This is a genomic window from Streptomyces sp. SCSIO ZS0520, from assembly GCF_025643355.1.
Taxonomy (GTDB): domain Bacteria; phylum Actinomycetota; class Actinomycetes; order Streptomycetales; family Streptomycetaceae; genus Streptomyces; species Streptomyces physcomitrii.
Genome location: NZ_CP092644.1, coordinates 3,724,793 through 3,739,001, shown reverse-complemented (window position 1 = coordinate 3,739,001; position 14,209 = coordinate 3,724,793). Strand labels below are relative to the sequence as shown.

11 protein-coding genes are annotated in these 14,209 nt (G+C 73.8%); 4 read left to right on the top strand and 7 right to left on the bottom strand.

Annotated elements, in window-relative coordinates:
* Window positions 1-114 precede the first annotated feature (114 nt).
* Together MID12_RS14370 and katG are read right to left on the bottom strand one after the other, a co-directional pair.
* Window positions 115-1,332, bottom strand: coding sequence for an FAD-dependent monooxygenase (locus tag MID12_RS14370; protein WP_263167565.1), 1,218 nt, complete (start codon window positions 1,330-1,332; stop codon window positions 115-117).
* A gap of 402 nt (window positions 1,333-1,734) precedes the next feature.
* Window positions 1,735-3,981, bottom strand: a complete 2,247-nt coding sequence (gene katG, locus MID12_RS14365; RefSeq protein WP_040250706.1) for a catalase/peroxidase HPI — start codon at window positions 3,979-3,981, stop codon at window positions 1,735-1,737.
* A gap of 397 nt (window positions 3,982-4,378) precedes the next feature.
* Between katG and MID12_RS14360 the strand changes: the two genes are divergently transcribed.
* The 3 genes from MID12_RS14360 to MID12_RS14350 all read left to right on the top strand — a co-directional run bounded on the left by MID12_RS14360 (window position 4,379) and on the right by MID12_RS14350 (window position 6,128).
* Window positions 4,379-4,789 carry a Fur family transcriptional regulator gene (locus MID12_RS14360; RefSeq protein ID WP_040250703.1) on the top strand — a complete coding sequence of 137 codons (411 nt, stop codon included), beginning with the start codon at window positions 4,379-4,381 and terminating at the stop codon, window positions 4,787-4,789.
* 141 nt (window positions 4,790-4,930) lie between these two features.
* On the top strand, window positions 4,931-5,425 hold the full coding sequence (locus MID12_RS14355; RefSeq protein ID WP_040250701.1) for a pyridoxamine 5'-phosphate oxidase family protein: 495 nt from the start codon (window positions 4,931-4,933) through the stop codon (window positions 5,423-5,425).
* 184 nt (window positions 5,426-5,609) lie between these two features.
* The gene (locus MID12_RS14350) at window positions 5,610-6,128 is read left to right on the top strand and encodes a hypothetical protein (protein ID WP_040250699.1); all 519 of its coding nucleotides are present in this window, start codon (window positions 5,610-5,612) and stop codon (window positions 6,126-6,128) included.
* A 270-nt stretch (window positions 6,129-6,398) separates the two neighbouring features.
* Here the strand turns inward: MID12_RS14350 and MID12_RS14345 are convergent, their stop codons facing one another.
* The 4 genes from MID12_RS14345 to MID12_RS14330 form a co-directional block, all read right to left on the bottom strand.
* Window positions 6,399-7,160 carry an ABC transporter ATP-binding protein gene (locus tag MID12_RS14345; protein ID WP_040250696.1) on the bottom strand — a complete coding sequence of 254 codons (762 nt, stop codon included), beginning with the start codon at window positions 7,158-7,160 and terminating at the stop codon, window positions 6,399-6,401.
* A gap of 136 nt (window positions 7,161-7,296) precedes the next feature.
* Window positions 7,297-8,349, bottom strand: coding sequence for an ABC transporter substrate-binding protein (locus MID12_RS14340; RefSeq protein ID WP_263167558.1), 1,053 nt, complete (start codon window positions 8,347-8,349; stop codon window positions 7,297-7,299).
* A gap of 99 nt (window positions 8,350-8,448) precedes the next feature.
* Entirely contained in the window at window positions 8,449-9,342 is an 894-nt protein-coding gene (locus tag MID12_RS14335; protein ID WP_411576956.1) for an ABC transporter permease, read from the bottom strand.
* Window positions 9,343-9,861: 519 nt separating this feature from the next.
* Window positions 9,862-10,686 carry an SDR family oxidoreductase gene (locus tag MID12_RS14330; protein WP_040250692.1) on the bottom strand — a complete coding sequence of 275 codons (825 nt, stop codon included), beginning with the start codon at window positions 10,684-10,686 and terminating at the stop codon, window positions 9,862-9,864.
* Between the two features lie 230 nt (window positions 10,687-10,916).
* Here MID12_RS14330 and MID12_RS14325 point away from each other — a divergent pair, with 230 nt between their 5' ends.
* On the top strand, window positions 10,917-11,435 hold the full coding sequence (locus MID12_RS14325; RefSeq protein WP_052482339.1) for a MarR family winged helix-turn-helix transcriptional regulator: 519 nt from the start codon (window positions 10,917-10,919) through the stop codon (window positions 11,433-11,435).
* A 160-nt stretch (window positions 11,436-11,595) separates the two neighbouring features.
* Here MID12_RS14325 and MID12_RS14320 read toward each other — a convergent pair whose 3' ends face one another.
* Window positions 11,596-14,124: a hypothetical protein gene (locus tag MID12_RS14320; RefSeq protein ID WP_263167552.1), complete on the bottom strand. Its 2,529-nt coding sequence runs from the start codon at window positions 14,122-14,124 to the stop codon at window positions 11,596-11,598.
* Window positions 14,125-14,209 lie beyond the last annotated feature (85 nt).

Here is a 14,209-nt window from a genome sequence, read left to right as displayed (position 1 = left end):
CACCCGCGGGTTCCGCCCGTACGCACCGGCCGCGGTAGCGCACAGGCCGCGCCAGCCGCGCCGACCGCGCCAGCCGCGCCAGCCGCGCCGACCGCGCCAGCCGCGCCGACCGCGCTAGCCGCGCCGCAGCGCCGTCCCGCCGAAGCCGCTGCTGGCCGCGCTGCCGCCGTTCTGGGCGGCCCACCAGGCGTCCAGGTCGGCCTCCTGCATGGCGGCCCAGTCCGGGGTGTGCTCCACCTGGGCGTGGCCGAGGCGGCGGCCGAGGGCGACCAGCTGGGCGCCGAGCGCGGTGCGGCCCTTGTCGTAGGCGGCGGTGATCTCATCCCAGGAGCCGCCCGCCCGCCAGGCCTGCTCCAGGGCGTAGGCGTCCTGGAGGGCTTTCACGCTGCCGCCGCCGGTGTGCGGCCGGGCGATGGTCGCCGCGTCCCCGGCGAGCAGCAGCCGCCCGGAGGCGTACCGCGGCACCTCCAGGTCGTAGATCGGCTGGATGAAGGTGGTCTCGGGGGGTGCCGCGAGGATCTGCTCGGCCCAGTAGGGCGGCATATGGGTGCTGACGAGGCTGCGCAGGGCGGTCGTCAGATCGGCGCTGAGGCGCCCGGGCGGCAGCGAGGTGGCGGAGGTCAAGTCCCCGCTGAAGCCCGGGACTTCGGGCGGCACCGTGTAGAGCACCCAGTTGAGGCGGGTGCCGCCGCCGGGCACCGCGATGCGGTAGAGCATGCAGTGGCCGCCGGGGAAGACGGCCACATGGCAGTCGTCCTGCTGGAACTCGGGGCAGGGACCGGTGTCGGGCGAGGTGCCGCGCCAGCCGACGTACCCGGCGTAGTGCGGCTTCACGTCGTCGAACATGGCCTCGCGCACCACGGAGCGGTAGCCGTCCGCGCCGATGACGGCGTCGAAGCGTTCGCTGCCGCCGTCCCCGAGGCGTACGGTCACCCCGTCCGCGTCCTGCTCGATGCCCCGTACGACCGCGTCCGGGCGGTAGTCGGTCCCCGCGGGCACCCGCTCCCGCAGCGCGCTCCACAGCGTGCCCCAGGCGTAGGCGCGGAAGGGGAAGGGCTGTACGGCGATGGCGCGGCCGCCCCGGCGGGAGCCGTCGGCGACCGTCCACAGCCGGCGGTTCATCGGCGCCCAGGGCATGTCCTCGTCGACGTAGCCCGCGGCGGCGAGTTCCTCGAAGCGGTCCTTGTGCATGCCGATACCGGTTCCGCGGACCCGCAGCTCCCCGGCGGCCCGCTCGAAGACGGTGACCTTCTCGGCCCCGCCCCGGGTGGCGGCAAGTGCCGCCGCACATCCGGCAATTGACCCACCGATCACCGCTACGCCACCGGGCATGCCCGCGTCCTCCTGTATGCGTCCCGCCTACGGGTGTCTCCCGCGCGGTCTCCGTCCGGCGGTACCCGTGGTCGACGCCGGGCGGCCCGCCGCGGTGATCCTAACGTCCGCCGGGAGAGCGCCCCGTGGACGGGGCACCCGGACCACGGGCACGGACGGGCAGCGGAGAGGAGGAACGAAGCAGGAGGAAGAAGAGGGCGGCGGAAAAGGGAAGGACGTCCAGGCCGACGGGGGAGGCGGCCTGGACGTCCGGCTTGAGGGGCCCTTCGTTGAGGAGGGTGCCCGCTTGGGTGACATCCATTCAGATGTTGTCGAGGTTCTGCTGACCTTTCTTCAACTGGCCAGCAGCCAGGGGTAGTTGGCGCGTTTCAGGTGCCGCGCCGACTACCCCCGCGCAGTGCTTCAGCGCCCCCGGGTGTCGAGGTCGAAGCGGTCGAGGTCCATCACCTTGGACCAGGCCGCGACGAAGTCGGTCACGAACTTCTCCCGGGCGTCGTCGCTCGCGTAGACCTCGGCGAGCGCCCGCAGTTCGGAGTTGGAGCCGAAGACCAGGTCGGCCCGGGTGCCGGTCCACCTGACCTGTCCGGTGGCGGCGTCCACGCCCTCGTAGGTGTGCCCGTCGCCGTTGGCGGCCCGCCACGTGGTGCCCAGGTCGAGGAGGTTGACGAAGAAGTCGTTCGTCAGCCGGCCGGGGGTCTCGGTGAGGACGCCGTGCCGCGAGTCCTGGGCGTTGGCGCCGAGCACCCGCAGTCCGCCGACGAGGACGGTCGTCTCGGGGGCGCTCAGGGTGAGCAGGTTGGCGCGGTCGAGCAGCAGGTACTCGGCGGGCAGCCGGTTGCCCTTGCCGAGGTAGTTGCGGAAGCCGTCGGCGCCCGGCTCCAGGGCGGCGAAGGACTCCGCGTCGGTGTGCTCGTCCGTGGCGTCCACCCGGCCCGGGGTGAAGGGCACCGTGATCTCGTGGCCCGCGTCCGCGGCGGCCTTCTCCACGGCCGCGCTGCCGCCGAGCACGATCAGGTCGGCGAGGGAGACCTTCTTGCCGCCGGAGGCCGAGGAGTTGAACTCCTCCTGGACGCCCTCCAGGGTGCGCAGCACCGAGGCGAGGCGGTCCGGGTCGTTGACCTCCCAGCCGCGCTGCGGCTCCAGGCGGATCCGGGCGCCGTTGGCGCCGCCGCGCTTGTCGCTGCCGCGGAAGGTGGAGGCCGAGGCCCAGGCGGTGGAGACCAGTTCGGAGACGGTCAGGCCCGAGTCGAGGATCTTCGCCTTGAGCGCGGTGATGTCCTCGGCGCCGACGGTCGCGTACTCCGCCTCCGGCAGCGGGTCCTGCCAGAGCAGCACCTCGGCCGGGACCTCGGGGCCGAGCAGCAGGGACTTGGGGCCCATGTCGCGGTGGGTCAGCTTGTACCAGGCGCGGGCGAAGGCGTCCGCGAACTCCTGGGGGTTCTCGTGGAAGCGGCGGGAGATCGGCTCGTAGACCGGGTCGAAGCGCAGCGACAGGTCGGTGGTGAGCATCGAGGGGGCGATCTTCTGCGCGGAGTCGTGGGCGTGCGGGACGGTGCCCTCGCCCGCGCCGTCCTTCGGCTTCCACTGGTGGGCGCCCGCGGGGGACTTGGTCAGCTCCCATTCGTAGCCGAAGAGGTTGTCGAAGAAGCCGTTGCTCCAGCGGGTGGGCGTGGTGGTCCAGGTGACCTCCAGGCCGGAGGTGATGGCGTCCGCGCCCTTGCCGGTGCCGTAGCTGTTGCGCCAGCCGAAGCCCTGCTCCTCCAGCGGGGCGGCCTCGGGGTCGGGGCCGACGTTCTCGGCCGGGCCCGCGCCGTGGGTCTTGCCGAAGGTGTGGCCGCCCGCGATCAGGGCGACCGTCTCCTCGTCGTTCATCGCCATCCGGCGGAAGGTCTCGCGGATGTCGCGGGCCGCGGCGAGCGGGTCCGGATTGCCGTTCGGGCCCTCCGGGTTGACGTAGATGAGGCCCATCTGGACCGCGCCGAGCGGGTTCTCCAGCTCGCGGTCGCCGCTGTAGCGCTCGTCGTCGAGCCAGGTGGTCTCGGGGCCCCAGTAGACGTCCTCCTCCGGCTCCCAGACGTCCTCGCGCCCGCCCGCGAAGCCGAAGGTCTCAAGACCCATCGACTCCAGGGCGACATTGCCGGTGAGGATCATCAGGTCGGCCCAGGACAGGCTCTGGCCGTACTTCTTCTTCACCGGCCACAGCAGGCGGCGGGCCTTGTCGAGGTTGCCGTTGTCCGGCCAGCTGTTGAGCGGGGCGAAGCGCTGCTGGCCGGCGCCGGCGCCGCCGCGGCCGTCGCTGATCCGGTAGGTGCCGGCGCTGTGCCAGGCCATCCGGATCATGAACGGGCCGTAGTGGCCGAAGTCGGCGGGCCACCAGTCCTGGGAGGTGGTGAGGACCTCCTCGATGTCGCGTTTGACCGCGGCGAGGTCCAGGGACTGGAAGGCCGCGGCGTAGTCGAACTCCTCGCCGAGCGGATTGGCCACCGCCGGGTTCTTGGCGAGGATCTTCAGGTTGAGCCGGTCCGGCCACCACTGGCGGTTTCCACCGCCCTGCGTCGGGTGCGGAGCGCGCGCCCCGTGCGCGACGGGGCAGCCGTCGGCGCCCTCGGTCTTGGCGTCGGTGACGATTGCCTCGTGGTTCTCAGACATGGGAATCCTTCCGGACCGTACGGATGGCGCCGCTGAGGTGACGGCGCTGCTCATGTACTGGTGCTGCTCGCGCCGGGGGCTCCGGGGCGGTGGTCCGGGGCCTCATCCTCGGCACGAGCCGTTTCTCGGCTTCGGCCCCATCCCTTGGCCTGCGCCGGAACCGATCCTACGATGGACAGAGTCCAAGTCAAGAAGAATGCCAAAGCTGTAGACCCTCAGAATCTGTAGCCCCTCACCACCCGTCCGATGCGCCGCTCGGATCCGGCCGGATCCGAGCCGGATCCGCCCGCCCCGTCCGGTCCGCCGAGGCCCGCAGACGCCCGAAGAGGCCCGAAGAAGCCCGAAAGAAGACCGTCCCGCCGATCCCGAAGAGGTGAGCCCGACATGAGTGATCTCCATGAGTGATCTCCTGGAGCGACTGCGAGCACAGGGCTGGCGCCTGACCGCGCAGCGCCGGGTCGTCGCCGAGGTGCTCGATGGCGATCATGTGCACCTCACCGCCGAGGAGGTGCACGCCCGCGCCGCCGAACGGCTCCCCGAGATCTCCCGGGCGACCGTCTACAACACCCTGGGCGAGCTGGTCGGCCTCGGCGAGGTCCTGGAGGTCGCCACCGACGGCCGCGCCAAGCGCTACGACCCCAACGCCCACCACCCGCACCACCACCTGGTCTGCTCCGGCTGCGGCACCGTGCGCGACGTCCACCCCACCGGCGACCCCCTGGCCGAACTGCCCCCGCGGGAGCGCTACGGCTTCCGGGTCGCCGAGGCCGAGGTCATCTACCGAGGGCTGTGTCCCTCCTGCGCCTGAGGAGGCGGACCCCGGGGCGGCGCGATTACCGTGGGTGAGGAGACGGCGTTCCCGGCCCGGATGTCGAGAACGCGGCGGCGGCTCCGTCCCCGGGGGCACAGCGGCCACCGGCGGCCGCCCGACAGTGGAGGACGACGCGTCATGGACCGCGAGCAGATCGCACAGGAACTGGCCGACGCCCACGAGCTGCTGAGCCGGGCCTCGATGGCGCGGCTGGCGTACAACGGCCTCGACGGGCTGCCCCGCGTCGTCCCGATCGGGATCTACTGGACCGGCGAGGAGATCGTCATGTCCACCGCGGCCACCGCCCCCAAGGTGCGCGCGCTCACCGCCCGCCCCGAGGTCGCCCTGACCGTCGACACCGGCGACAGCCCCGGCTCGGCCAGGTCGCTGTCGGTGCGCGGCGTCGTGCACCTCACCCTCGTCGACGGGGTGGTGCCGGAGTACCTCGCGGCGGCGCGGAAGAACTTCGACGCCGAGCAGGCCGCCGAGTTCGAGCGGAACTGCCGGGCGATGTACGACCGGATGGCGCGGATCGCGGTCGAGCCGCGGTGGGCGCGGTTCTACGACTTCGGTGCCGGCCGGGTGCCGCGCTTCCTCGCCGAACTCGCCGAGCACGCCGAGAAGTCGGGCTGATCCGCCGCCGGGAGGACGCCGTGTGCTGGGGCCCGCAGGCGCGGCGCCTCCGCCATGAGAGCGCCAAGGCTCGGTAAATCCGCGGCGATTGTGCAACTTTCGTCCGGTGCGCGCTGTCTTCTCCGGTGACCGACGGCCCGCGGTCAGCAGAACCGCGGCGCCGCACCACGGGGAAGGTCTCACCATGCGTACACGTACTCGCCCGCGCACCACCGTGCTCGCCGCCGCGGGAATCGCCGCCGCCCTCTCGCTGGCCGCCGTCACCCCGGCGCTCGCCGGAAGCGACTCCGCCCGCGGCACCTCCGCCACCGGGCACGTCCGGGCGGCCCAGGACCGCGAGGGCGACCCCCGCGATGTCACCGCCCGGGTCGCCGACTTCTACGGCGGCTACATCGACGCCGTCTACGACCTGGAGGACCCGGCGGCGGCCCAGGCGGCCAAGGCGGCGCGCGCCTTCCACCTGAGCGCCGCGGCGCAGAAGAAGGTCGCCGCGTACGAGGAGAAGGAGCACGCGGACGGCATCCTCTTCGCGCAGAACGTCCCGGTGAAGTGGAAGGTCTCCGCCGACGGAACCGGCGCCGGGCACGCCGACACCCTGGTCACGCTGACCTGGAGCGACGGCCCGGACCCCCAGGTCACCCAGATCGCCGTCCGGTCCGACCTGGCCACCCGCAAGATCACCGACCTCGCCCCGGTGGAGTGAGGCGCCGCGCCCCGGGCGGATGAGCCACCGGGGCGGCAGGGTGAACAACCGGGCGTCCGAGGGAGTCACCGAGCGTCCGGATGAGCAACCGGGCGTCCGAGGGAGCCACCGAGCGTCCGGATGAGCAACCGGAGCGGGCCGCCGTCGGTGGGCGGTCCGCTCCGGTTTCCGGGTGGGGTCCCGGTCGCGTTCCCGGTCGCGGGCCCGATCAGGGGCTCTCGGTCGTCGCGGGCCCGATCGAGGTCTCCCGGGAGGTCTTCCGGGTGAAGTTCAGGCCGCCGCCGCGGACTTGACGGCGTGGGCGACCTCGGTGCGCAGGGTGGTGAACTCGGCGGACTCGCGCAGCTGGTCGGCGTCGACGCCACCGCCGCGCGGCAGGTCGATCGGCAGGTCCAGGGCGACGGTTCCGGGGCTCCGGGTCAGCACCACGATGCGGGAGCCGAGGAAGACCGCCTCGTCCGCGGAGTGGGTGACGAAGACGGTGGTCCGGCCGGTCTGGGCGGCCACCTCCCGTACGTCCTCCTGGAGGCGTTCGCGGGTCAGGGCGTCCAGGGCCGCGAAGGGCTCGTCGAGCAGGAGCAGGGGGTTCTCGGCGGCCAGCGCGCGGGCGAGGGCCACCCGCTGCTGCTGGCCCCCTGAGATCTCCCAGACGTGCCGCCGCTCGGTGCCTTCGAGGCCGACCCGGGCCAGCAACTCCCCGCGCCGCTCGGGCCATTGGGCACGAGGGACCCCGGCGTAGCGCAGCGCCAGGTCGAGGTTGCCGCGCACGGTGCGCCAGGGGAACAGCCGCGGCGTCTGGAAGACCACCCCCGCCGAGGCGCCCGGCCGCGGCGGGGCCCCGGAGACCCGTACCGAGCCGTGGGTGGGCTGCTCGAACCCGGCGATCAGCCGCAGCAGCGTGCTCTTGCCGCAGCCGGAGGCGCCCACCAGGACCAGGAACTCGCCGGCGGGCACCCGCAGATCGACCGGCCCGACGGCGGCGACGGTCTCCCGCCCGCGGCCGTACTCATGGCGGACACCGTCGAGCCGCACCGAGCCGTCGGGCGCCTGCGAGGCTGCCGCAACTCCCTTGGCCAGCGGCCCACTTGCCGTGGTCCCGCTGGGATTGCTGGTCTCGCTGATCCCGCTGGCCTTGCTGGTCTCACCTGTCTCACTGTTCTCACGGGTCTCACTTGAGGACATCGGGCAGCCCCTTGAGGTAGAACGCCTTGCGGACGACGTCCTCGGACGGTGCCGCGTCGATCTGCTTCTGTCCGGCCAGGAACTCGCCGGTGTCGGTGAGGTAGCCGAGCAGTTTGCCCGGGCGGCCCTCGGTGCCGAGCCAGTCGGCGGAGGCCACCTGCCGCGGAGTGAGGAACACGCCCTGCGAGAGCTGGGCCTTCGCGTCCGCCGCGCTGATGCCCAGCTCCGCGGCGATGGCCTTCACCGAGCCCTCGGGGTCGGACGTGAGGGTGCGCAGGGCCTCGGCCTCCACCTTGCGCCAGACGTCGATGGCACGGGGATCGCGGGCGATCAGCTCCTCCGAGACGACCGCCAGGTCCAGCGTCGGCTTCCCCGCGGCCCCGATCTTCTTGCTGCTGGTCAACTGGGTTCCGCTCTTGCGCAGTTCGTCCAGGGTGGGCAGCCAGACGTAGGCGGCGTCCACGTCCCCGCGCTGCCAGGCGGCGAGGATCGCCTGCGGCTGGAGATCGACGAGCTTGACGTCGGAGGGCTTCAACCCGGCCTGCTCCAGCGCCGCGAGCAGGCTGTAGTGCGAGGTGGAGGCGAAGGGCGTACCGATGGTCCTGCCCTTGAGGCCCTTCACCTCGGATATCCCGCTGCCCTTGCGCGCGATCAGGGCCTCGTTCTCCCCGGCGACGTCGAGGACGAAGGCCACCTTGTACGGGATCGGCGAACTCCCGGACACCCCGCGGGCGAAGGGGCTGGAGCCCAGCGCCGCGATGTCCAGGGACTTGCCGAGGAAGGCCTGGTTGACGCTGGCCCCGGAGTCGAACTTGACCCAGCTGATCGTGTAGTCCGGCAGCGCCTTTTCGAGCAGCTTGCGGTTCTTGACCAGCAAGTCACCGCTGGGGAAGGCGAAGTAGCCGATACGCAGCCGCTTGGCGCCGCCGGAGGAGCCGCCGCCGTCCGAGGAGCAGCCGGTGACGACCGCGGAGGCGGCGGCCAGCGCACCGGCGAGCAGCAGTCGGCGGGACGGGCCGTGAGCAGGGGAGGGAGACATGGTGGAGGCCGTTCTGTGCGGAGAGTGGGAGGGGCGGGAGGCAGGGGGAGAGGGGAGAAGTGCCGTGGAGGCAGCGGTAGTTGAGGGGGGCCGGGCGGCTCACGGGGAGGTGCGGCCGCGCCAGGGCACGACGGCGCGTTCGAGGCGCAGCAGCAGTCCGTCGATGACCAGTCCGGAGACCCCGATGGCGATGATCCCGACGAGGACCACCGGGGTGTTGTTGTAGTTGGCGGCGTCCTTGACCATGCCGCCGATACCGGGGAGTCCGTTGACCAACTCGGCGGCGACCAGGGAGGAGTAGGCCACCCCCACGGCCAGCCGGATCCCGGTGAGCGTCTCCGGCAGGGCGGAGGGCACCACGACGTCCCGGACCACGTCCCACCGCGAGGCGCCGAGTGCCCGGGCCGCCTCGATCAGGCTCCGCGGCACGGCAGCGACGGCGGTCGTGGTGGACACCGCCACCGGCGGGAAGGCGGCCACGGCGAGCAGCGTGATCTTCGGCTCCTCGTTGATGCCCAGCCAGATGATGAGCAGCGAGAAGTACGCCAGCGGCGGCAGCGTCCGCAGGAAGGTGATCCAGGGCTCGAACAGCGAACGCACCCACCCCACGGTCCCCATCAGCAGCCCGAAGAGCACCCCGAGGGCGATGCCGAGCCCGGCCCCCAGCCCGATGCGCCGCAGGCTGATCCCCAAGTGCTCGACGAGGTACGTGCCGTTGTAGCCGCGCACCCCGTCGTGCGTGGTGGAGACGTCCAGGAAGGCGTCCCCGACCTCGGCCGGTGGCGGCACCAGCGTCTCGCTCCACGTCCCGCTCACCGCGAGCACCTGCCACAGCGCCAGGAAGAGCAGCAGCGAACCGAGCGGCAGCAGGGCGTGGCGGGCACGCGCCCAGACCTGGGGGCGGCGCCGGACCGGCGGCCGGTCCGCCACGGCGGCGGCGGAGCCGGGTCCGGCTTCGGCGTCGACTTCGGACAGCGGGGGTGTCGTGGACACGGGCGGCCTCCAGGGCAGCGGGGGAGCCGGAAGGAACCGGGAGGGAGGGGCGGCTGAGGCCGACGGAGCGGAACGACTCAGGCAGCGGGCACCGCGGCAGGGCGGCGGGGCGGGACATCTCCGCCCCGCTCCCGCCGGGACGCCGTCCGTGCGCGGGACGGCAGGGCAGAGCAGGGGAGCGGAGGCGCGGAGAGGGGGAGCGGCGTCAGGGACGCGGCAGAATCAACAACAGGCGGCCGGGCGCCGGCACAGGTCGATGACCAGGCGTCGCACCAGGGGCTCGTGATTCATGGGGCCCATTTCTACAACAGCCGCCGCCCGGCACCAAGAGCCGTCCCACTCCCTGGACCAGGCACGACTGCGTGCTGGACGGCGGCGGACCGGTGCACGGACCGGGGGCGGCCGGGTCGGGGGACGCGGGGGCTGCTGGAGCCCCGTGCTCTACCGGCGCCCGGGCCCGCGGCACGGCGTCGAGCGCGGCCTGCCGTGCCTCAGGCGTCGAGCGCACCCTGCCGTGCCTCAGGCGTCGAGGAAGAGGTCGGGCTCCAACTCGCCCTCGGCGCCCGCCGCTCGGTAGCCGGACAGGTCGGTGACGCCCTCCTCGGCCAACACCTCGTCGTCGAGGAAGTGGCGGCCGGTGCAGGTGCGGGGGTCGCGGCTGAGGATCGCGTACGCGGCGTCGGCGACGATCTCGGCGGAGCGGGAGCGCTCGGCGCCGCCGAGCAGATTGCGTACCGCGGCGGTGTCGATGAGGGTGCGCGGCCACAGCGAGTTGGCGGCGATCCCGTCCGCCGCGAACTCGTGCGCGAAGCCGAGGGTGCACAGGCTCATCCCGTACTTGGCGAGGGTGTACGGGAGATGGCGGCCCGGCCAGTGCGGGGCGAGGTTGAGCGGCGGGGAGAGCGTGAGCACATGCGCGTGCGCCGAGCGGCGCAGGTGGGGGAGGGCCGTCTTGGTGAGCAGCAGGGTGCCCCGGGTGTTGATGTCCTGCATCAGGTCGTAGCTCTTCATGCGGATGTCCGCGGTGGGCGTCAGGTCGATCGCGCTCGCGTTGTTCACCACGATGTCGATCCCGCCGAAGCGCTCGGCCGCCGCCGCGACGGCCCGCTCCACATCGGCGTCCGAGCGGACGTCGCCCACCACCGGCAGGGCCGAGCCCCCGGCCGCCTCGATCGCCGCGGCCGCCGTGTGGACGGTGCCCTCCAGCTTCGGGTGCGGCTCGGCGGTCTTGGCGAGCAGCGCGACCCGCGCCCCGTCCTTCGCGGCGCGCAGGGCGATGGCCAGGCCGATCCCCCGGCTGCCGCCCGACATCAGGATCGTCCGTCCCGCGAGGCTGCGCTCCATGCCCGGCTCCTCTCCTCGGTCCGCCCGCGGTGCACCGGAACTGTCCACCAGGGCTCACTAATAATAAGCAGTACAAATAATTAGCCTTGCTCTGTCAAGGCGGGGCGGGCGTGAGGAACCGCGCAGCGAGCCGCCTCGATCACCACAGGAGAAGGTCTGGTACGCGGCGGGGGAACGTCTCGTACGATGTGACCTTCGGCGGTGCGAACGGTTTGCGGAGGAAGCGGAACATGGCGGCGACCACCCCCGCGCGGGCGGCGAACCGAGCGGCGAACCGGGCGGCGGATCTGGTGCCCGGCTCGGTCGCCGAGCACACCAGCTGCCTGCTGCTCAAGCTGGGGCAGGTGGCCTTCCGCCTCAGCGAGCACCGGCTCGCCGAACTCGGCCTGCGGGTACGGCACTACAGCGTGCTCCAGGCGCTCCTGGACAACGGCCCGATGTCCCAGCTCGACCTCGGCGCCCATCTGCGGATCGACGCCGCCACCATGGTGAGCACCCTCGACACCCTGGAGCAGGGCGGCTACGCGCAGCGCACCCGGGACCCGCGGGACCGCCGCCGCTATCTGGTCGCGGCCACCGAGAAGGGCGCCGACCTGGGCCGGGACGCCGACGGGCTGCTCCGCGAGGTCGACGAGTCCGCCTTCGCCGACCTGTCCGCCACCGACCGCAAGCACCTGCACCGCATCCTCGGCAGACTGGCGGGCAGCCCCGCGCTCACCGAGGCCTTCGACACGGTGCGCGGGGGGTGAGGACGCCGCGTCGGATGGCGCCGGTGGTCCGTGGGGGCTGGTGAGGTTCGCTCGGATGGTGAGGTGCGGTGGCCGATCAGGTCCGCTCGTACGGCCAGGTGCGGTGACTGATCAGGTTCGCTCGGGCGGGCGGCTCAGGCCCGGTGACCCGGCTCTGCCGTCAGGCGGGTGCGGGGAGGCCGTCGTCGCCGTCGTGCTCTGGGGCGCCCGTGCCCACCCGGCTCCGCAACTCCGCCAGCCTGCGCAGGGCGTGGCCGTCTCCCGACTCGGCGGCGAGGCGGTAGAGGCGGGCGGCGTCCCGGTGGTCCCCGGCCCGTTCCCGCATCCAGGCCAGTGAGGAGTAGCAGCGCGGGTTGCCCGACTCCGCGGCCTCGCGGGCGAGTTGCTCGGCGCCGAGCCGGTCGCCGGCGGCCTCGCGCAGTTCGGTGAGGCGGCGCGCGGCGTGGCGGGAGCCCGCGTCGGCGGCGAGCCCGTAGAGGCGTGCGGCGGCGTCCCGGTCGCCCGCCCGCTCCCGTAGCGCGGCGAGCCGGTAGGCGCAGCGCGGCACCCCGGCGGCGGCCGCCAGCCGGGCCAGGCGCTCGGCGCCCTCGTGGTCCCCGGAGAGTTCCCGGGACTCGGTCAGGTCCCGCAGGGCGTCCGGGTCCCCGGCGCTCGCGGCCAGCCGGGCGAGCCGCTCCGCGCGCCCCGGGTCGCCGGACCGCTCCGCCAGCCAGGCGAGCGCGGCGTGCACGTACGGGTCACCGGCCTCGGCGGCCGACCGGGCCAGCCGCTCGGCGCCCTGCCGGTCACCGCCCCGCTCCCGCAACTCCGCGAGGGCGCCGTACACATGGGGGTTGCCCGCCTCGGCGGCCCGGTGCGCCAGGCGCTCGGCCTCGGCGTGGCAGGACCGCAGCTCGGCCTCCCGGCTGAGGCGCGCCAGGTGCCCGGGGCGGGTGGCGTGGTCCGCCGCGGCCGCCCAGAACGAGCCGGGCGGATCGATGTCCGCCCGCCCGGCCCGGCCATGGGCGTCGAGGTAGTCCGCCAGCCGGGAGACCCCCGGCCGGATCCCCATGCCGTCCGTCCTGGCCACCGGTTCCAGCGCCGCGACCACCCGCTGCACCCGCGTACGCGCCTCGTCGAGGGCATACGGGAACCAGTCCGCCCCCGCCGCGGCACGCTGCTCCGCGGTGAGATAACCGGGGGCGGCCTCGCGCAGGAAGGCGTCGGGCAGCGGGGCGTCCCAGCCCAGTCGGCAGGCGTCCATCGCCGCCGTGACGAGGGCGCGCGTATAGCAGGCCGGGGGTTCCTCGGCGCTCTCGTAGCGGTCCACGAGGGGGAGGCCCGCGGCGAGGGTCTGCGTGATCTTCCCGTCCCGCGAGGTACGCCGGGCGGCGGCGAGCGCCGGGTCCCCGCCGAGGGCACCGAGGGCCCGCAGCTCCCGGGCCCCGAAGGCGGGCGGGACGCGGACCACCGCGGTGGCGCCGGTCAGCAGCGCGCGGGCGTGGTGGTGCGGGTCCTGGCCACCGAAGGCCGACTCCCGCGGGGGCGCGGTCAGTTCCGCGAACGCCGCCTCCCACAGGGTGGCGAGGACGATCAGCGGCCCGGGCCCGGCCAGCCGTGAGAGCAGCCCCGCGGCCAGCGGCTCGCCCTTCGGGTCGGCGAGGAGCTGGTGCGCGTCGTCGAGCCAGACCACGGTGCGCGGGGCGAACGCACGGGCCTCCAGCGCTTGCAGCGCACTGGCCGCGGTGCGGGGGAAGAGCAGGTCCCATCCGGTCAGGGGGCCGGGGGAGGGCTCTCGTCCGCCGTCGCTCCCGCTCCCGCGTCCGTCTCCGTCTCCGCCTCCTTGTTCTTGTACGTGGGTGTGGGTGTGGCCGGATGTGGGGTCGGGGAGGGGCGTCGTCCGTGGGGAGGACGGGGCCGGTGGCCTTCGGGGTGCGGTGTCGGCCCCTCGCTCCTGTCGGTCCTGTCGGTTCTGGGCTCTCGCTTCACGGCCCAGGGTGCGGACGGCCTCGTAGGCGGCGCGGGTCTTGCCGGTGCAGGATCCGCCGCGGACGACCACGAGCGCGGGCTCGCCCGCTGCCGCCGCGGCGGTCAACGCCTCGCGTAGCCGGTCGTCATGGGGGCGCGGGACGTAGGCGGGCAGGACGAATCCGGGGAGAGGGACCTCGGGACGGGCGGTGTCGGGGAGGGCGTCCTCGGCGGGGCGGTCGCCGGAGATGGACGGGTGGACGCGGAGACCGGCCGCTGTCCAGAGGCCGAGGCGGCGGGGCGGGTCGGGGAGGGCGCGGAGGCGGGCCCGGTCCTCGGCTTCGGTCAGGTCGGCCGCCGCCTGCCGCCCGCGGCGCAGTTCCTCGGCGTCCCGTACCCGGGCCCGGTTGACGGCGGCGTGCCGCTCGCGCCATCGGTGCGGGTCGAGCAGCGCCGCGTCCTCCGCGCCGAGAACGGCACCGGCGGCGGACCGCCGGATCCGGGCGACCACCTCGGCGAGCACGCCCGCGTCGGCCGGGAAGGCCCTGCCGGTCAGCCAGTTGTTGAGGGTGTTGTGTCCGCGCCGGGTGTGCGCGGCGAGTTCCCGCAGGGAGGGGCGTACGGCCGCCGGGAGGCTCTGGCGCAGGGCCTCCACGCGCTGCAGATCCGCGCGGAAGGCCTCCTCAAGCCGCTCCGTCGCCGCGCTCGGCCGCGCCGCCGACGCGCTCTCGTCCCTCGCCATGGCGCCGCCCCCGGGGGTCTTCTCGGAACACCTCTGTCCAGTCTGCCGCAGGGAGTCGATGGACACCGCCCTGGACAGCTGCGCT